General features: G+C 46.6%; 17 protein-coding genes. 14 read left to right on the top strand and 3 right to left on the bottom strand.

Features of this window, described 5'->3' with window-relative positions; all coding sequences use genetic code 11:
* Positions 1-19: 19 nt before the first annotated feature.
* The gene (locus E0496_RS14460; RefSeq protein WP_161601429.1) at positions 20-823 is read right to left on the bottom strand and encodes an enoyl-CoA hydratase/isomerase family protein; all 804 of its coding nucleotides are present in this window, start codon (positions 821-823) and stop codon (positions 20-22) included.
* Positions 824-1,020: 197 nt separating this feature from the next.
* Between E0496_RS14460 and E0496_RS14455 the strand changes: the two genes are divergently transcribed.
* The 14 genes from E0496_RS14455 (at position 1,021) to E0496_RS14390 (ending at position 16,367) form a co-directional block, all read left to right on the top strand.
* Entirely contained in the window at positions 1,021-2,070 is a 1,050-nt protein-coding gene (locus E0496_RS14455) for a LacI family DNA-binding transcriptional regulator (RefSeq protein WP_141502515.1), read from the top strand.
* 200 nt (positions 2,071-2,270) lie between these two features.
* The gene (locus E0496_RS14450) at positions 2,271-3,083 is read left to right on the top strand and encodes a transporter substrate-binding domain-containing protein (protein WP_141502514.1); all 813 of its coding nucleotides are present in this window, start codon (positions 2,271-2,273) and stop codon (positions 3,081-3,083) included.
* Between the two features lie 4 nt (positions 3,084-3,087).
* Positions 3,088-3,756 carry an amino acid ABC transporter permease gene (locus E0496_RS14445; protein ID WP_139992324.1) on the top strand — a complete coding sequence of 223 codons (669 nt, stop codon included), beginning with the start codon at positions 3,088-3,090 and terminating at the stop codon, positions 3,754-3,756.
* 10 nt (positions 3,757-3,766) lie between these two features.
* Positions 3,767-4,507 carry an amino acid ABC transporter ATP-binding protein gene (locus tag E0496_RS14440; protein WP_141502513.1) on the top strand — a complete coding sequence of 247 codons (741 nt, stop codon included), beginning with the start codon at positions 3,767-3,769 and terminating at the stop codon, positions 4,505-4,507.
* Positions 4,508-4,528: 21 nt separating this feature from the next.
* A complete protein-coding gene (locus tag E0496_RS14435; protein ID WP_206669776.1) occupies positions 4,529-5,701 on the top strand; it encodes a MalY/PatB family protein in 1,173 nt (390 codons plus the stop codon).
* 207 nt (positions 5,702-5,908) lie between these two features.
* Positions 5,909-6,796, top strand: coding sequence for a guanitoxin biosynthesis pre-guanitoxin N-oxide kinase GntI (gene gntI, locus E0496_RS14430; protein WP_141502511.1), 888 nt, complete (start codon positions 5,909-5,911; stop codon positions 6,794-6,796).
* 149 nt (positions 6,797-6,945) lie between these two features.
* Positions 6,946-7,089, top strand: a complete 144-nt coding sequence (locus E0496_RS36175) for a hypothetical protein (protein WP_206669775.1) — start codon at positions 6,946-6,948, stop codon at positions 7,087-7,089.
* Between the two features lie 1,066 nt (positions 7,090-8,155).
* Complete coding sequence (locus E0496_RS14420; RefSeq protein WP_141502509.1) at positions 8,156-9,178, top strand: ABC transporter ATP-binding protein; 1,023 nt, start codon at positions 8,156-8,158, stop codon at positions 9,176-9,178.
* Entirely contained in the window at positions 9,175-9,984 is an 810-nt protein-coding gene (locus E0496_RS14415; RefSeq protein ID WP_141502508.1) for an ABC transporter permease, read from the top strand. Before E0496_RS14420 ends, E0496_RS14415 begins: the two co-directional genes overlap by 4 nt.
* Before the next feature lies 1 nt (position 9,985).
* Positions 9,986-10,789: an ABC transporter permease gene (locus tag E0496_RS14410; RefSeq protein WP_141502507.1), complete on the top strand. Its 804-nt coding sequence runs from the start codon at positions 9,986-9,988 to the stop codon at positions 10,787-10,789.
* A gap of 274 nt (positions 10,790-11,063) precedes the next feature.
* Complete coding sequence (locus tag E0496_RS14405) at positions 11,064-12,878, top strand: family 43 glycosylhydrolase (protein WP_141502506.1); 1,815 nt, start codon at positions 11,064-11,066, stop codon at positions 12,876-12,878.
* A gap of 248 nt (positions 12,879-13,126) precedes the next feature.
* The gene (locus E0496_RS14400; protein WP_161601428.1) at positions 13,127-14,131 is read left to right on the top strand and encodes a WD40/YVTN/BNR-like repeat-containing protein; all 1,005 of its coding nucleotides are present in this window, start codon (positions 13,127-13,129) and stop codon (positions 14,129-14,131) included.
* A gap of 293 nt (positions 14,132-14,424) precedes the next feature.
* Positions 14,425-15,351 (top strand): hypothetical protein, encoded by a 927-nt coding sequence (locus E0496_RS14395; RefSeq protein ID WP_141502504.1) that lies wholly within the window; start codon positions 14,425-14,427, stop codon positions 15,349-15,351.
* Positions 15,352-15,494: 143 nt separating this feature from the next.
* Complete coding sequence (locus tag E0496_RS14390; RefSeq protein WP_141502503.1) at positions 15,495-16,367, top strand: phosphotransferase family protein; 873 nt, start codon at positions 15,495-15,497, stop codon at positions 16,365-16,367.
* Between the two features lie 99 nt (positions 16,368-16,466).
* Here the strand turns inward: E0496_RS14390 and E0496_RS35595 are convergent, their stop codons facing one another.
* Both E0496_RS35595 and E0496_RS14380 read right to left on the bottom strand, forming a co-directional pair.
* Complete coding sequence (locus tag E0496_RS35595; protein ID WP_161601427.1) at positions 16,467-16,943, bottom strand: carbohydrate porin; 477 nt, start codon at positions 16,941-16,943, stop codon at positions 16,467-16,469.
* A gap of 185 nt (positions 16,944-17,128) precedes the next feature.
* On the bottom strand, positions 17,129-18,013 hold the full coding sequence (locus E0496_RS14380; RefSeq protein WP_141502502.1) for an AraC family transcriptional regulator: 885 nt from the start codon (positions 18,011-18,013) through the stop codon (positions 17,129-17,131).
* Positions 18,014-18,095 lie beyond the last annotated feature (82 nt).

The following is an 18,095-nucleotide window of genomic DNA, read 5'->3' as shown; positions in this document are numbered from 1 at the left end:
TTCCATGGCTATATCGCGCTTATTTCGAATCAGGGGCGGTATCGCCTTCAAAAATAGGCGGGCGTTTCTCGAAGAAGGCCTGCATGCCTTCACGGAAATCAGCGCTATCCGCAACCTTTTGTGAAATTTCGAGCTGCGTTAGATCAAGCCATCTTTGCTCCGTCATAAAAATGCGGCTGAGCGCTTCCTTCACAGCTCGTACGGCTGAACCGGATTTGGCAGCAATCTCCTCTGCCCATCGATAGGCGAGCTCATAAGCTGTCCCCTCATTGGCGATTTCGTTCACCACGCCCAAGCTCAGCGCCTCTTGCACACTCATCGGCTTGGCAAACAGCATAAATTGCATCGCTCTTCCCGATCCGATTAGACGGGTCATTCGGTAAGCACTGCCGCTTCCCGGGAAGGAGCCGATGTTTACCTCCGGCAAGGAAAGCACAACATGAGGAGCTGCAACCCGCATGTCACAGCTGAGCGCCCAGTCAAAGCCGCCGCCGTATGCAGAGCCGTCTAGCGCGGCAATTGTCGGAATGGGAAGGAGGGACAAGCGGGTACGCAGCCGAACCTCGCTCTCCATTTTTTCGCTGACATACGTGTTCTTCTCCAGATGCTTCTGAATTTCATTCATGTCAGAGCCCGCTGAAAAAACTTTGCCATTATGGGTCAGCACTACGGCACGAAGCTCGCTATCCGACTCGATATCGGCTAAAATCTGTTCAAGCAGCGCAAGCCCGTTATTTGTTCCCAGATTCAGCGGAGGATTGTTGAAACGGATAATCCCGATGCGGCCTTCCTTGCGAAATTCAATTCCCGGATTGATTGACACGAATATTACCACCTTTTATACGAATAGAAATGGATGTCCACTAACATAGAAGTTGCCTTATTAGATCGATCTAATCTTTCCATTGATTATAGAAAACGGTATTCCGCCTGTCAACAGCAGGAAGCGGAATTTCAGCTCTTTCCATAAGCTGCTGTTATGTACTATAATTTTTTTTAACGAAAGAGGTGTGACTGATTGTGAGCGACAAAAAAGAAAAACGCGTAACGCTTCAGGATGTCGCGAAGGATGCAGGTGTATCCCGGGCTACGGCATCGCTTGTTGTCAGGGGCAGCTCATCGATTACGGAGCAAACCAAACAGAAGGTCCATGCGTCGATGAATAAGCTAGGTTATGTCTATGACCGCGTGGCTGCCAGCTTTCGCTCCAGACGTTCTTCTACCGTGGGCATTATTATTACGGATATCGGAAATCCCTTCTTCTCCGAGCTGCTTGCCAATTTGCAGGATCGGCTGGACGAGCTGGGTTACACCACGCTGCTTGGGATGACCTTTGAATCGGAAGCCAAGCAGGAACGCGTACTGGAGACGATGCTGGAGCATCATGTTTGCGGCATTATAATGGCTCCGGTGGCAGCCACTAATCCTGCTGTGTTTGCGCGGCTCAAGCATTTGAACGTTCCTTGCGTTCTTATTGGACGTGAAATTTCTGGCGTACAAGTTGATTATATTGGCACTGATTTTAAATGGGGCACGCAGATGGCCGTAAGGCATTTGGCCGACCAAGGGCATAAGCGCATCGCTTTGCTTGGCGGCACGCCGCATACCTCCGCGTATAATGAGCGTCTTGCGGGTTACCTCGAAGGGCTGGAAATATCCCGTATTCCTGCTGATTACCAGCAAGTGATGCCCGGGCCGCCTACTCGTGAAAGCGGAAGTATCATTATTAGCGAGCTGGTTCAGCAGGGCAAGCTGCCTACGGCGGCGATTTGTCATAATGATATTGTCGCGCTTGGCGTTATTGTCGGCCTGAGGGAAAATCGCCTTGTCGCCGGCAAGGATCTGGCTCTCGTTGGCTTCGATGATATTAAAGAAGCAGCCACTGCGAATCCTGGCCTGACAACTATCGCTGTTGGCTCCGGACAGTGGGGAATTGAAGCTGCGAACCTGCTGCATGAGCGCATTAGTCCTGAAGCTTCTGAGCGGGCTCCGCTGGAGGCTGCAAGAATCATTTTACCGCCAAAGCTTGTTATCCGTGAATCTTCGACTCATTTTATGGGCGTGCATTAATCGATGCACCCCTTCCTTATTCCTAAAAACGGTCATTGACATTCAAATTTCAACTTGCTATAATTCCAACTAAACTAATGGGAAATGAACAATGCTTATTTTCCGATAGAAACAAGCGTGTACGGACTGCTGGCTCTTAAGGCAAACCGCCTACGTTTAGCGAAAAATTAGATCGATCTACTAAAAGGAGGCTGTTCAACATGTTTGGCAAAAAAAGTGTGGTCTTGTTAATGCTTGCAATGACGTTGGTGCTAGGAGCATGCGGTACAAAAGCAAATGATTCTGAAGGTACTGGCACGGGTAGCGCTACAGAGAGTAAAGAGCTCAACCTAGCTACCTACGGCGTGAGCATCGGTTTCTCCAAGAAAGATGGAGACAAGCTGGAAGGCTATGATATTGCCGTAGCGGAAGCTGTAGCTAAGCATTTGGGTTACACGAAAGTAAACTGGACGACCGCTGATATGGCTGGCATGTTCGGAATGCTGGATGCGGGCAAAATCGACACGATTGCCAATCAGGTTGAAGCGAATGAAAAGCGTAAAGAGAAATATATTTTCTCCCAAACCTATATTTACTCAGGGGCACAGCTTATTGTTCGAGCTGACGATGATTCCATCCAATCGCTGGCGGATTTGAAAGGCAAAAAAATCGGCGTTGACGTAGGGACAAGCAAAGAAGCTTATTTGCGGGCAAACGATCCGAACAACGAGCTGAACATTACGACTTACGAAGACCCAAGCGTTATTTTAAACGATGTAGCTCTGAAACGGCTCGACGCTTATATTATGGACCGTGCGGGCGCACAACTGCTTATCGATAACTCAGGTCTTGCTTTGAAGAAAGCAGGGGACCCTGTGTATACTTATGAAGAAGCCTTCCCATTCCCGAATACGGAAGATGGCCAAAAGCTGCGTGATTCCTTCAACGAAGCGTTGCAAGCCCTTGCAGAGGACGGCACGCTGACTAAGCTGTCTAATGAGCATTTGAAACAAGATATTAGCAAGGCTGACTAATCCGATGAATTTCGATACCGCGTTCATATTCGAAGCGATACCGCGGCTGCTGAAGTATTTGCCGATGACACTCATGCTCGCAGTAGGCTCCATGCTGCTGGCTTGCCTCATGGGTATTGTGCTGGCACTTATTATTAATAATAAAATTTTTATTTTGTCGCCGCTGGCAAAGGTGTACATTTCCTTCTTCCGCTCGGTGCCGACACTGGTTACGCTGTTTATCTTTTACGTAGGGATACCGCAGGTTTTCCCTGAATTCACGTTCATTGATGCAATTACGGCGACGATCGTAGCCCTTAGCTTCAAGAATGCCGCTTATTTGGCGGAAGAATTCCGTGGCGCGCTTAATGCGGTGGATAGCGGACAAATGGAGGCTTGCTTGTCAGTCGGCATGACCAAATGGCAAGGCTTCCGCCGGGTTGTGCTGCCGCAGGCATTGCGGATCGCCGTTCCGAGTCTTGGGAATTATTTAATTATGCTGGTCAAGGAGTCCTCGCTGGCCTTTACGGTTGGCGTCACCGATATTTTCGCGCAAACGAAAATTTTGGCTAGCAACTCCTTTCGCTTTTTGGAGAGCTATATCGCCGTTGCGCTGATTTATTGGGCAGTAACAATTGTGCTGAGCATGCTGCAGGGAAAATTGGAAAAGGTGATGAGCAAGCCTTATCGATAGGAGTTCTGTTATGCTAAAGGTGAGCGGGTTAAAGAAGCATTTCGGGGATAACGAGGTGCTTAAACAAATTAACTTAGAAGTGAAGCGCCGTGAGGTTGTTGCGATTATCGGCCCTTCCGGTTCAGGCAAGTCAACGCTGCTGCGCTGTCTCAACCTGCTGGAGGTGCCGGACGCCGGGCAGATTGAAATCGACGGCCTAGAGGTGGATACAAGTAAGCTGAAAAAATCCGATGCTTACGCGTTAAGGCAAAAATCGGCGATGGTGTTCCAGCATTACAATTTATTCAAAAATAAAACAGCGCTGCAAAACGTCATTGAATCGCTCGTTGTCACGAAGAAGATGACTAAGCCCGATGCCGAGAAGCTCGGCCTTCGGCTGCTGGAGCAGGTGGGGCTGGCGAGCAAAGCAGACAGCTATCCGGCTATGCTCTCCGGCGGGCAGCAGCAGCGCGTAGCGATTGCACGTGCTCTTGCAGTCAATCCCTCGGTGATCCTCCTTGATGAGCCAACCTCGGCGCTTGATCCCGAGCTTGTAGGCGAAGTGCTGCAGGTCATCCGCTCTATCGTCAATACCGATACAACGATGCTGATCGTCACCCATGAAATGTCCTTCGCCAGAGAAATCGCGGACCGAATCATCTTTATGGCGGAAGGCTCGATTATTGAAGAAGGCGATCCGCAAAGCTTTTTTGAACATCCACAGCAGGAGCGGACGAAGAAATTTCTGGGCATGGTATTTTCCGAAAACTGACAGCAGAGAAAGAGGCAAATGATGGCTCTCACCCATAACTTTAGCGTACAGTACGATCGGCGTCATACCGATTCGCAAATGTACAGCCTATATCCGGAAGATGTATTGCCAATGCATTTGGCAGAGACAAATTTTCAAACCGCACAGCCGATTATGGATGCGCTCGCAAGTCGGGTAAATCAAGGGATGTTTGGGTATGTCGCAGAGAGCGCTGAATTGGGGCTTGCTGTCCAGCACTGGATGGCTAGCCGCTTCGAGTTACCCATTGAGCCGGAGTGGGCCCAATATTCACCTTCAGTTGGTTCTTCGCTTGTATTTGCGGTTCAGGCCTTTACTCAGCCAGGCGACCGAGTGTTAATTCAAACGCCGGTTTATCATGCTTTTCACAGCTTAATTGACAATAGCGGACGTATGAAAGCGGAAAATAAGCTTATCCTGCGCAATGGCCGCTATGAGATAGATTTTGAGGATTTGGAGCGACAGCTCAGCAACCCGCGCACCAAGCTGATGCTGCTGTGCAATCCGCATAATCCTGTTGGGCGCTGCTGGACGAAGGAAGAGCTGACGCGGATGGCCGAGCTATGCTTGCGTCATCATGTGTTTGTCGTCTCCGATGAGGTACATGCCGATCTTGTCTACGAGGCGTTCACTCACATTCCTTTGCCTGCCATTTCGGAAGAAATCGCCCAGCATTGCATGGTAACGGTCAATCCGAGCAAAACCTTCAACCTAGCGGGCATGCGTTCGTCCGCAGCGATTATTCCGAATGAGCGCCGGCGCGAAGCATTCCGCGTTGCCTTAATCAACAACAAAGCCATCGACCGGCCAGTATTCGGCATGGTAGCCTTGGAGGCTGCCTATCGGCATGGGGGGTATTACGTCGATCAGCTTGTCCCGTACATTGAAGAAAATGCGAAGCTGGTTGGGGAATTCTTGCGGGAACATATTCCTCAGCTGGAGCTCATTCAGCCGGAAGCGACCTATTTATTATGGCTGGATGCCCGCAAGCTTGGGCTTCCGCCAGATCAGCTTGCCCCGTATTTCTTACGCGAAGCGAAAGTCGCGTTTAGAGACGGAGCTTCCTGTGGCAACGGCGAAGGTTTTCTTCGTATGAGCATTGGCTTTCCGCGAGCTGTGCTTGAGCAAGCTCTGCATCAGATGAAGCAAGCCGTGTCTAAGCTTGATTTGAATTAATGCCGTGTGCCAAATGAATATGCCAAGCCGCGGCTTGCAATTAACGCCTGATCATTCTTCACGGGATGATTGAGGCGTTTTTTATTTTTGCTGGTATCAACCAAGTATATGATGGTGATTGACAACATTTCAGGATAGAAATTACAATGAAAGCGAAATCATATTTATTTTTATCCAATAGTTCTTAATTGAGGATGAGGTGTCGTTGTGGCCAACGAAGAGAGCGCCAGAGTTGAGGCTGAGAGCATGAGGCTCGTGCATCAACTGATTAAGAAGGAGTTAGGATGGCATTCTGAAGAGGTAACGATCGAATTCCAAGATAGCGGGCTGACCAATCGGAATTTTATCGTATCCAATGGCGGGGAAAAGGTAGCGGTACGGATTGGCGGTGCCAAATCACATGAGCTAGGTATCAATCGACATGCCGAAGCAGCAGCTTTGCAAGTGCTGGATGGCCACTCGATAGCACCCGAGCTAGTGTTTCTTGACCCTGAGAATGGGCATATGATTACCCGCTTTGTTCAAGGAAGGGTATTTCGAGACGAAGATATAATGGACCATATAGACGGAATCGTGGACTTGTTCAAAAGAATTCATCAGATGCCATCCATTGCCTATGAATTTTCTCCGTACCGAGACATTGAGGATCGCATTAAATTGGCGAGAGAAAGACACCTTTCATTGCCTTCAACATTGGATAGCCTCTTGAATAAGCTGCTGAACATCCAGCACAGCCGGGCGCTGGAGGCGTCCCGTTTTCGAGGGTTTTGCCATAACGATCCTTTCGCCAATAACTTCCTATATGACGGTACCATTAAGCTGCTGGACTGGGAGTACGCGGGTATGGGCGATATTCTGTTTGATCTTGCGTGCATGGGGTGCTCGTTTACACCAAACGAGAAAGAACGGCTGCTTTCCTGTTATTTTGGTGCGGCAGAAGGGGAAACCCTGCTCTCCGCGCTGGATAATATGATCTTCGTCGTTCAATTCTGGAATGCCATGTGGGCAACGTTACAGATCGGTCAGCCACACCCTACCCACGACTACGCAAAAATAGCGGATTATATGTTTAAAAGCCTCGAATCTCAGCTGTAATCTATATATACACACCAAAATCTATTAATCTCCATATGATAGCAGTGATTCTATTAATATGAAGGAGATGATAGGAATGTCGGGAAAAGGGGGAAGTAAATGCGGAGGAGACCGAAGCTCAGGCAGTAAAGGCTCAAAGAACCATAGCCATGGCAGCAAGTGTGGAGGAGACCGAAGTTCAGGCAATAAAAGCTCAAACAACCGAAGCCAAGGCGATAAAAATGATGGCCATCAGAGTGGTGGAAATAAAAGTTGCAGCCACAAAAGTAGTGGGAAAAGCAGCGGCATTTTAACTATTCTTCTACGAATTGGCGTAGGAACGCCCAATATTCGGATTCATTTTGATGGAACATCGCATGTAGGCATTTATTTGGGCATTTCAGAGGGCAGCGTCATTCTTAATGTAAGAGGTGTCATCACGTATATTAAACTCTCTTCGATAACGGCTGTGGAGGTTGGCGTCAAAGAGAACAGAAAGCGGTGCGGAAAACAGTCTTGGAGATGTAAAAAAGGATAAGGCTGCTATTGAGGGCATCTCTCTTCTGATGGTCTAAGGGAAGATAATGGTTCAGAGGCTGATTCGATATCTAACATGATTAGAGTTCTAATGAGCAGGACCTAATAGCAATAGATATGAAGTAGAAGCAGACGGATATATAGCAGTATGTAAAATTTAAATACATCGCCAAGAGGGCTACGTGCCTTGGGCGATGTATTTTTGTGCTTGGAGCATACGGCTATAGATTGACTTAAACGTGTAAAAGCAACCTCGGATAGTATTGTTGGAGAGCAAAAAATATAAAAGTAACCTTTTTAGTAATAAATTAGGTAAAATTAATATGCAGATAGAATCACTATGACGTGCATTTGATTTGATAACAAGGATAAGGAGAGAGAGATGGTGAAGCTAAAGGTTTTTTTGTCTATTGTTGCACTAGCTTTTGGTCTAGCGGTGCCCCACTTGCAAATTTTATACAGAGTTATTATCATACTTAGTTTCTTCGTCATCGATGCGATTGTAAAAAATCAGACGCAAAAGCGTGAGTTTAGCGTGAGCCTATTTTTTGTGACGGGGCTCATATTGAGTTATTTGTATAAACTAATCTTTTTATAAGTGCTCATACCTCTGCGCCAGATTTGGGAGATGAATAAGAGTTCGGTCGCTTATTAAAGGGCTGCAACAGGTTGCAAGCGAGAGACCTGTCGCAGCCCTTCTCGTTTTTTCTGCTGAGCAGCGGAGCTTCACATGTCAAAGCAGTCAGTTAGCCAAAGGAACACTGCAAAAGACTAGATCGCCATATATCTGTAACTTTTTCCATCTTTTATAATAATGAAATTCGGTAGAAGGGAGGGGCATCGATGCCGCTGATTCATGTGGAAAATCTGCGTAAGGAATTCAAAAGGCAAAAGCGAAAGGACGGGTTCTGGCCGTTGATGAAAAGTCTCGTGTACCGGGAATACGAGCAGAAGGTGGCGGTTGAGGATATTTCGTTTACGATTGATCAAGGCGAGATTGTTGGCTATATCGGGCCCAATGGTGCGGGGAAATCGACAACGATCAAAATGATGGTAGGCATCCTCGTGCCAACCAGTGGCGACGTGCGCGTGAATGGACTCGTTCCTTTCGAGAACCGCATCGAGAATGCGCGGAGGATCGGCGCCGTGTTCGGCCAGAAAAGCCAGCTTTGGTGGGATACGCCAGTGATTGAATCGCTTCGGCTAACGAAATATATGTACGAAATACCGGAGGATCGTTATCAACAAAATATGGCGCTGTTTGGCGATATTCTTGGACTAGACGAATTTAAACATGTTGCCGTACGTTCGCTTAGCCTCGGCCAGCGGATGCGTGCGGACCTGTGCGCGGCGCTGCTGCATGACCCGGAGATTGTATATCTCGATGAACCGACGATAGGGCTCGATGTTGTCGTGAAAGAGAGAATCCGTGAATTCATTCGCGAGATCAATCGGGAAAGAGGAACGACGGTCATATTGACTACGCATGACATGTCCGATATCGAGAAGCTATGCAGCCGCGTGATGGTTGTCGACCATGGCCGGCTTATGTATGACGGCAATCTGAATACGCTGAAGAACGATTACGGGAACATGGAGACGATGGAGCTGGATACGGAGGAGGTCTTTATGATGGACGATGCGCTTCTCCGTATGGGAATTTCGTTCAGCCGAACGGATGACGCCCGAAGCCAGCTCGTCTACGATAAGAAAAATATTAACTCCTCCGCGGTGATCAAGTGGATTATGGATCGTTATTCCGTTCGGGATTTTAAGGTCAAGGAAACCGAGATCGAAGAGATTATTCGCAATCTGTATGCCGGCTTTAGTCAGGATGAGCGCCAGCGGCAGGAAGTGATCGTATGAGAGTCGCGCTTTATCGGGAAATGACGTTGAACGCTTTCCGATCGCTGCTTGCTTTTCGGGCCGAGGTGCTGCTTTTCCTGTTCGGACAACTGTTTAGAATATTCGTGCAAGTCTACATCTGGTACGCTTTGTTTGGCGATTCGGGCCAATTAGCCTCGAAGGCGGGCTCGGTTACCATTCAGGAAATGATTACGTATGTCGTGATCAGCTCGGTTATCTCGGTTTTCGCTACAAATGACGTTATCTTCAGAGTGAGCTCAAAGGTGTCCTCGGGTGAGATTGCAATGGATCTCATTAAGCCTATGAGCTTCCGATCCGTCATTTTCTGTCAGGCTTTCGGCACGAATTTGTACCGAATGCTATTTGAATTAATTCCGTTAATCATCGTCAGCCTATTATTCTTCCACGTACAGCTGCCCTCGCCGGCAAACGGCTTAGCCTTTCTTGTTCTCGTCATCAATGGTTTGATCCTTAATTTTCTAATTACGTATACGATTGGGCTAATCGCCTTCTGGTACATTCTCGTCTGGCAGGTCAATACGGTTCTGAACGGGCTAATTCGGCTATTTTCCGGAGCTTTTATTCCGATTTGGTTTTTCTCTGATTCGCTTGTAAAGTTCTCGTACTTTCTGCCCTTTCGCCTCATTTATTATGAGCCGATCTCCGTCTACTTGGGGAAGGTGACAGGTTGGCAGGAGCTGCTTGCGATCTTCATTCAGCAGTTAGCCTGGATGGCCGGTTTTCTGCTATTACAAAAATGGATGTGGTCGAGAGCCGTTACCCGGCTTGTCGTTCAGGGAGGCTAAGATGAGATACTTAAAGCTTTACGCGCGTTTTATTCCGATTTATTTCAAGAGCAAAACCGAGCACGGCTTTGGCTTTTATATGGATTTTGTTGGTTTTGCGCTCACTCATATCGTCAGCTATACAGTCATTTGGGCGTTAATGAGCCGGTTTCAGACGATTAATGGCTGGAATATGTATGAGGTCATGCTTCTTTATACGCTTAATATGTTAACTTATGCGGTGGCGGCAGTCTTCTTCTTTTTTCAAATGGATGCTGTCGAAGAAGATGTCCATAAAGGCTCCTTCGACAGCCTGCTCGTCAAGCCAATTAACCCTTTCATCCACATGATTATTCGCAGCTTCGGGCATTTCTTTCTGGGTGATATCGTGATCGCAGTCATTATGCTGACATTCTGTTTTAACCGTCTGGATATTCATCCGGGCTTCGGCTCTCTAGTGAGCTTTGTGTTTATGCTGCTAGGGGCGGTGCTTGTTCAAGCCTCATTCATCGTCATCACTGGTTCCATGTGCTTTTGGATTGTTCGTGCGCGATCCGTGATGAACATCGTTATTTTCGGCATTCGAGGCTTTGCGGATTACCCCATTTCTATTTATAGCAAGTTTTTGCGCGTCATATTGACCTTTATCATTCCTTACGGTTTCGTCAATTTCTATCCGTCCCATCTGATTCTCAATAAAGAAGGAGGAGCGCTGTTCGCATCGTGGCTGCCTTACGCCACTCCAATCATCGGCCTGCTCCTGTTCTTCATCGCTTATCGGGTTTGGAGCGCGGGACTGAATCGATATCAGGGCACGGGGAGCTAAGCTGAGCAGCCATTGCGGCTGCTTTTTTTATAGGATATCGCATGTCATTAGGCTAAGAATGGCAGGGAAAGTTTAAAAATGACTCACTATATAAGCGGTTACATTTACTGTAAGCTATTACTGAATCATGAATTTTATAGTTTTTTCCATTTTGAATGCAGAGGGGTGATCATTAAATCATCTTAGCTGTCTGGTTGCTGCGCACGTTAAGGGTATAAATGCGTAATGGTATGCCGGGATGCAACCCGAATTCATGTAATGGGAGGTAACACTTATGAGAAAAAAACTATTAAGTTTGTTCCTGTCAGGGACCATGCTGCTGTCCGTCTTCTTTTTCACTTCCTCTTCTTCCGCTGCAGATACACCCGCCATGTCTGGCAATCCTATTTTCACTAGCATTTTCACTGCCGATCCTTCTGCGCATGTTTGGAACGACGGACGAATCTATGTTTACGCATCACACGATATTTTTCCTTCCAGAGGCAGCGATTTAATGGATAAATACCATGTTTTCTCGTCGGATAATATGGTGGACTGGGTGGATGAAGGCGAAATTCTAAGCTCGGATGATGTGCCGTGGGGTCGGCCGGAGGGCGGTTTTATGTGGGCTCCAGACGCCGCATACAAGGATGGAACTTATTATTTCTATTTTCCTCATCCTAGCGATACGAACTGGAACAATTCATGGAAAATCGGTGTTGCAACCAGCGATAAGCCTGCTGCGGATTTTACCGTCCAAGGTTATATTGAGGGGCTTCCTGGCAGCAATTTAATAGATCCTAGCGTATTTCGCGATGACGATGGCACCTATTACCTTTATGCGGGTGGCGGGGGTACAAGCTACGGTGTCAAGCTGGGTAGCGACATGATGTCATTAGATGGCCCGATTAAGCAGTTCACCGAGCTGCAGGATTTCCATGAGGCCACTTGGGTCTTTAAGCGGGGAAGCCTGTATTACTTAATGTATTCGGACAATAACCCAGGAGCGAACCGGATGCGTTACGCAACCAGCAGCAGCCCGCTTGGACCTTGGGTAAATCGCGGCGTCATTTTGGATCCAGTCAAAAATAGCGAAACGTCGCATGGGTCTATCGTGGAATACAAGGGCAACTGGTATATGTTTTACCATAATGGAGAAATATCCTCCAACGGTACGCTGCGTTCCGTCTGCGTGGATAAGCTAAACTTCAATTCGGATGGTACGATTCAAAAGGTCGTACAAACGACTGGAGGTGTCCCAGCTGTCGGACCGCCTTCCCATGCGACAGAGATCAAATATTATGATTTGATTAATGAGAGCTTTGATCAATATACCCAGAAAACAGAATATGCGATGAATGCCAGCAACGTATCTATTGGTGGAGGGGCAACCCGTTCAGGAGGTACGGTTGAAAATATGCATACCCAAGGCTCCTTTATTCAGTTGAATGGCATCAATGGAGGCACAGGCGGCAAGGCACTTCTTACCGTGCTTTATGCTTCTGGCGACAGCGGTACGGCCTTTAAGGTCGACTCTAGCGGGGATACGGCTGGAGACGGTTATTTTCTTTCCTTGCCTGGCACCGGAGGTTGGGGCAACAACACGGGCCGAAGCAATCGTCTCATTGATTTGAATGCAGGCACGAATAACGTGATCAAGCTCGGCGGCGGAATGGGCGGAGCCAATATCACTGGCGTCAGCGTATCGTTGGTCCCAACAACGAGTATAGTGACGGAATATGCGCTGAACGGAAGCAATGTGTCGGTTGGCGGCGGCGCGACGAGATCAGGCGGAACGGTTGAAAATCTGCATATCCCTGGCTCCTATTTCGAGTTGTCTGGCGTCAACGGCGGCGCTGGCGGCCAAGTGACGATTACCGTGCTGTACGCTTCCGCGGACACCGCAGCAACCTTTAGAGTGAACAGCAGCGGCGATCAGTCGGGGAACGGCTATTCTCTTACCTTACCGGGTACAGGCGGCTGGAGCACGTTTACTGGCCAGGTTAGCCGGCAAATTGCTTTGAACCCCGGCGCTAATAACGTGATACGATTAAACGGCGGTTTGGGAGGAGCCAACATCAATCGCATTATCATTTCGTCAACTCCGTAAAGCTGAACAATAGAAGAAGGCCGGCCCCGAATGAATGGGAGCCGGCCTTTGCTGTTGCAGGATTAAGCAAGAAAGCTATGGCGGCTGGGATACACATGAGATATACTTGTTGTAAAATTTAGTAAATTAAAAAAACAATTTAAAGTGCTGGTGATGATGTCATGAAGTGCATTTTATGCAAATCTATTCTTATTTTAATTACGTTTATATCTATCGTTGGGTGTTCCAGTATGAAGAGGGATAACTCTGTGCGCGGAGTGGAGATTCCTTACAACATTGATGATTTGAAAATGTATGATCAAAGCAATGGTTGGGCAACGGTCACTGTTCCAGAGTTTGCGGTTCTAAATACGGAAGGTGGAGCGGAAGGTTGGAAGGACGTCACTCCTGAAACGACAAACGGTCTATTCATATCGGTAAATAAGGATACAGCATTTATTGTTAGCACCACCGGGGAAGTGAAGCAAATTTATCGTACAACAAACCGAGGTGTTACTTGGGAAACGACAACTATTCATTCCGAAAGCGACGGGATGTATTATGTTCATTTTATAAATGAAAATACAGGTTGGATAACAGGCCAAGTGCGAAGTGAAGGCTACAATAACAGGATTGAAATATTAACTACAGAGGATGGAGGTAAGGGGTGGAGTAAAGTGAAGGTGGATGACCAAATGGAGGAAGGCTATAAAAATGGAGCTGTCTTTACCTCTCCAAGCCATGGTTTGATCACTGCAACCTTACCTGGCGAGCCACTCCTATACACGACTTCAAATGGCGGGGAGATGTGGACTAAGAAAAAACTCGTTGTAACTGACAAACTGCTGCCGGATTTGTTCTCTGAACCACAAAACCCAACCTTTTATAATGAAAACGAAGGTATTCTCCCGATCGTCTTTCATAGTGGAGAAGAAATTTTTATTGAATACATGTTAACTACAGACAGTGGAAGTAATTGGAGTGTTCTATCTAACAATCAGAAAATTGATGTTCCAAAAGAAGACCAAAATTTACACTTCGATAGTGTTGATGCAAATCATATTTGGCAAACGACGGATGGAGTAAACTTATATATTGTATCAGCTGCACCTGAAAATAATGAGATTATAAGTGTCCCAGAAGCACTAAATTTAGAAAACGCTCATATTTTGGATTTTAGTTTCGTTTCGAAAAAAGAAGGTTTTATGGTTGTGAAATCGAATGAGAAAGTTTACTGGTATGTAACCCATGATGGAGGTAAAGTTTGGCAGTGATATTCAGAAAAGCTGAAGCCTCATTTCTATGCCGAAATATAGTAGTCCAATTACAGAATGAAGAATAAGAGCTGAGAAGCTCCATACGTCAGACATCAAAAAATACAGAGCTATGTGAGTCTTAGACCCACATGCTCTGTATTTTTTATGAAGATAGGGATAACGCAGCATGATTTGTTTTAAAGCCGATATCTTGCCATACTTCCGCCATGTTCAGGAGCGTTCAGCTCACACATAATACAGTTAACCAGTATAGAAGGTCATTTTATAACTGTCATGAAGGAGGAGTTGGCATGTTTAATCAAACGGTGACTCTACAGCCTTTGGCCGATATTTCTGCGTATACGGAGGGCTTTGAAATCGTCTCGGCACAAATAGGCTCGGATGGCTGCATGTATGTGTTACTAATTAACCAGATCCCTGTCCAGAAACGTGGGAGGTCGGAGTCAAAGGATCTAAAGAAAACATTTACCTATAAGGTTTTATACTTTGATGATCAGGATATCGAGGAAGTGGTAATCGCGGACCAGCATTTTAAATATCACTATGTCCAGCCGCTTCATCGGCATCTGCTGTTAGTGGGAGCGCGCTGCGCTTATTATGGTGATGGAAAGTATGAGATGAACGTTAAAGTATGCGATTATGAAGGAAATACCATTCGAGAATTTTTGCTTGGGGATGGGATTCAAAGTGTACAGGTAACTGAACAAGGCACCATCTGGACCAGCTATTTCGACGAAGGCGTATTCGGAAATAACGGCTGGGGCGAACCTATCGGCGCGCCAGGACTTGTGGCTTGGGATGAGAATGGCAACAAACGATATGAAGATCAAGTGTCGAATATTGCCGATTGTTATGCGTTAAATGTGGTAAAGGAAGAGGAGGTCTGGTTTTATTATTATACGGACTTTTTGCTAGGCTGCGTTTCGGGCGGACTCGAACAGCCCAAGGTTACCTTTATGAATCCGGAGATTTCAGGCTCCTCTGGGTTTTGTACGGATGGTTATCACTTTTTGTTTGACGGCGGTTACGGAAAAAGCGGAGACTTTATTCTCAAGAAAAATGAAAAACCAGAAAGATTGTCGACAGGGCATAAGGTCCATTTTCTGAATGAAAAAGGAGAACCGCTTGCCCCGTTAACGCAAGACTTTCGAGAGAATCGCGTGTTGTTTAGTGAAGGCCATTTCTTGTATCTGGTGGCGATTGAAGACTTGCTTTAAAGCTGCATTCCTTTATGTATTTTTTGCTCCGAATGACTGTGATTTAGCTAATAATGCTATGGCGGCATTGAAACGCTTAGTGTATACTTGTTGTAAAAATTGGTAACTGAGCGAATAAGTTACAGAATGAGGAGGGGTTCTACATGAATGCAATGATCGGTGAAAAAATTGGTGAGGGTGGCTGCTCCGAAGTTTTTGAGTGGGAAAATGCTAGCAAAATCATCAAATTAGCAAGAGCGAATACAGATATAGACGCGATGAAAAGAGAGTATGATCACAATCGTATGGCCTGGGAGCAAGGATTGCCTGTGCCGCAACCATTTGAATTTGTAGAAATCGATGGCCGCCCAGGCATTGTTTTTGAACGGATTTATGGGGAGACGTTGATGAAGCGTTTTGTGCAGCATGCCTTGCACAGGACGTCTTCCGAAGAAGGCGTTACTGAACAGGGGCATATTGAAGATAAACATGATGATGTCCGGATCACCGCTCAAATGTTAAGTGAAATCCATTCTAAATCCAATCTAAATGTTCCGTCGCAAAGAGAAACGATCAAAAACTCGATTGGCTGGGTCAATTATTTAACTTCCAAGGAGAAGGAAGAAGTCATTACTCTGTTGGAAAGCCTGCCTAGCAAGCAACAATTATGTCATGGCGATCCGAATCTAGGCAATATCATGATTAGAGAAGGCAATGCTCTCATGATTGATTGGATGAATGCGACCATAGGCAATCCAGAAGCAGATTTGGCGGAATATATCATTATGATTAGATATGCTGTCCTGCCCGCTTATCTGCCAGACGAAGCAGTGGACTATATTAATACGATTCGAGAGTCTATCATCGACGTGTTTATGGATGAATATACTAAACTAGCGGGTATTACTTATGAGGAAGTGGATGCCTGGATTGCTCCTATTGCTGCACGCAAGCTATCCGCGGATGGGATAGGCGAAGAGGAGAAAAATGTGCTTGTTAACGAAATTAGAAAACGACTCGCGGACCTTCAACGGTAAATCCTAAGGTAGAGGGAAGAAGGATCAGAAGCCGTCAGCTTTGAAAAGCATAGAAAATCAAACATCGCCCAAGGTCCTCGGACCTTGGGCGATGTTTGTTTAGTTAAGCCCTGATTGAGCCTTATTCATTAGCTTGCCTTTATGGAAAGACAATATGGCATTGGCGCCTGTGTCTCCCGAGCCAAAGTAGGAGTAGACGACCATATCGTCAGCTTCGCTGATCGCTTTGCCGTCACCGCCAATAATCTCGGTTACTTCTTTATAGGTCATGCCAATTTCAATTTCTTTATACTGTTCAAAGGTGATTAGCACGCTATCGCCTTTGCCAGCGGGACCATTGTCGTCTGGCACTGTAGTGTTGATATTGCCGCCTGATTGATTAGTAGCTGTAAGAGTAGTCTTTAGCTCATCCAGTTCTTGCTCCTTATCGGTGAGTCGCTTCTCCAATCCGGCAACACGTTCCTGTAAGCTGTCATAATCAGCTTGTGAGGGTCCCGACGAGCCGCATGCTGCAAGTGCGAGAAGCGTGACTGCAAGAGCCACAACACCCAAGCCTCGTATCATCCGTTTTTTCATGTACATACTACCTCCTTACCAGCAAAACCAAATATTCCATGTGGGTTGGATTGCTTATTTTGGAAAAATAATATCGACAACCAGTTTATCACAATAGATATATGCTGTAACTGAGGCGTTGGGCTCTGGTCCTAATTTCTCAGGATGGGATACAGAGGATGAATTATACCGTTGGTGGTGTTGGTTTATTCGCCTATTTTAAGAGCCTTGGTTCTATACTGCAGAGGGGTACAGCCGGTCAGCTTACGGAACAGGGCATGGAAAAATTTCAGATCGGTGTAGCCGATACGTCCAACGATTTCGTTGACGGGCAGGTCCGTCGTCTCCAGCATGACGCAGCTTCTCTGAATGCGGACATGCTGCACATAACGGTTAAAGGTTTGTCCGGTGGCTTGCTTGAACAGCTGCTGCAAATGATTGACACTGATGGAACTGGAGCTCGCCATGTCCTTTAGGGTGAGCTGCTCATGCGCATGATGATGGATGAATTGGATCATATCCTCCACCTTCTCGCGGTAGCGGTTCGTACTTTGAAGCTTGCCCGCATTGGTTACCTCGGATTGCATGCGGTGCATCAAAATCAAAATTTGCAGCAGAATCGTTTTGAGCATCGTACGGTGCTCGGAGAATTGCTGGTGAAACTCCAGATACGCCATCTGAAACATCTGGGAAAGACGGTTATGCTTGTCCTGATAATAGTACCAGCCCTGCTTCAGTTCCTGCGGTGAGTAGAGAACCCGGTAAAGCTCAGATTGTGATGGAATCCAGTCCTTCACATCCCGAATCGCTTCGAGCTGAAAAATACAATTGCAAATAACCAGAGGTTCGGTCGATTGGGGGGACGAAGGCCGGAAGACGTGAGAGGTCCCGATCGGCAGCAAAAATATATCCCCTTTTTGAACAGGAATAGTCTGATCCCCAATAAATTGAAAGCCCCGCCCTTCCTCTACCAGACAGATTTCAATAAAATCATGCGTATGATATTTGACCTTGAACGACTCGGTCTCCCGATTGAGGAAAATGGGAAAATCAGGTTTGAAAAAACGATCTCCAGTCAGCACCTGAACCATTTCGCAGCTCCCTTTCTTGCTTTGTCTCACTTATTATAAGCGCTTTATAGATAAAATATCAAGAAGAAAAAATGATAATGCC

This window comes from Paenibacillus luteus (assembly GCF_006542765.1).
Lineage (GTDB): Bacteria > Bacillota > Bacilli > Paenibacillales > Paenibacillaceae > Pristimantibacillus > Pristimantibacillus luteus.
Note: the sequence above shows the minus strand (reverse complement) of the source record. Positions and strands in the feature narration are given on the sequence as shown.

Excerpts from the sequence above, each read along its gene's own strand:
- E0496_RS14395 (WP_141502504.1), top strand. The coding sequence starts at position 14,425 with ATGTTTAATCAAACGGTGACTCTACAGCCTTTGGCCGATATTTCTGCG.
- E0496_RS14440 (WP_141502513.1), top strand. The coding sequence starts at position 3,767 with ATGCTAAAGGTGAGCGGGTTAAAGAAGCATTTCGGGGATAACGAGGTG.
- E0496_RS14420 (WP_141502509.1), top strand. The coding sequence starts at position 8,156 with ATGCCGCTGATTCATGTGGAAAATCTGCGTAAGGAATTCAAAAGGCAA.
- E0496_RS14415 (WP_141502508.1), top strand. The coding sequence starts at position 9,175 with ATGAGAGTCGCGCTTTATCGGGAAATGACGTTGAACGCTTTCCGATCG.
- E0496_RS14390 (WP_141502503.1), top strand. The coding sequence starts at position 15,495 with ATGAATGCAATGATCGGTGAAAAAATTGGTGAGGGTGGCTGCTCCGAA.
- E0496_RS14405 (WP_141502506.1), top strand. The coding sequence starts at position 11,064 with ATGAGAAAAAAACTATTAAGTTTGTTCCTGTCAGGGACCATGCTGCTG.
- E0496_RS36175 (WP_206669775.1), top strand. The coding sequence starts at position 6,946 with ATGGCAGCAAGTGTGGAGGAGACCGAAGTTCAGGCAATAAAAGCTCAA.
- E0496_RS14445 (WP_139992324.1), top strand. The coding sequence starts at position 3,088 with ATGAATTTCGATACCGCGTTCATATTCGAAGCGATACCGCGGCTGCTG.
- E0496_RS14450 (WP_141502514.1), top strand. The coding sequence starts at position 2,271 with ATGTTTGGCAAAAAAAGTGTGGTCTTGTTAATGCTTGCAATGACGTTG.
- E0496_RS14410 (WP_141502507.1), top strand. The coding sequence starts at position 9,986 with ATGAGATACTTAAAGCTTTACGCGCGTTTTATTCCGATTTATTTCAAG.
- E0496_RS35595 (WP_161601427.1), bottom strand. The coding sequence starts at position 16,943 with ATGAAAAAACGGATGATACGAGGCTTGGGTGTTGTGGCTCTTGCAGTC.
- E0496_RS14380 (WP_141502502.1), bottom strand. The coding sequence starts at position 18,013 with ATGGTTCAGGTGCTGACTGGAGATCGTTTTTTCAAACCTGATTTTCCC.
- E0496_RS14435 (WP_206669776.1), top strand. The coding sequence starts at position 4,529 with ATGGCTCTCACCCATAACTTTAGCGTACAGTACGATCGGCGTCATACC.